Consider the following 283-nt stretch of genomic DNA (forward strand, 5'->3'; position numbering starts at 1 on the left):
ATCTTAGGTTTCGGTGCTACGGCGATCTACCCATATCTTGCATATGATGAAATCAATGACTTGATTGCAAAAGGTGGGTTATTGGGCGATCCAATCCATGCACAGGCAAATTTCCGTAAAGGCATTGAGAAAGGCTTACTCAAAGTTTTGTCTAAGATGGGGATTTCTACAGTTGCATCTTACCGTGGTGGTCAGTTGTTTGAAGCCGTTGGTTTGTCTGATGAAGTCGTGAATAAGTGTTTCACAGGTGTACCAAGCCGTATTAAAGGTGCAACATTCACTG

1 protein-coding gene is annotated in these 283 nt (G+C 42.8%); it reads left to right on the top strand.

All coding sequences use genetic code 11. The annotated features are described in order from the left end of the window. Positions 1–283 (top strand): glutamate synthase central domain-containing protein (locus ACG9ZB_RS17205; RefSeq protein ID WP_419326841.1); only part of this gene is annotated, 283 nt, incomplete at both ends.

The organism is Acinetobacter johnsonii (assembly GCF_048551975.1).
GTDB lineage: Bacteria > Pseudomonadota > Gammaproteobacteria > Pseudomonadales > Moraxellaceae > Acinetobacter > Acinetobacter johnsonii_A.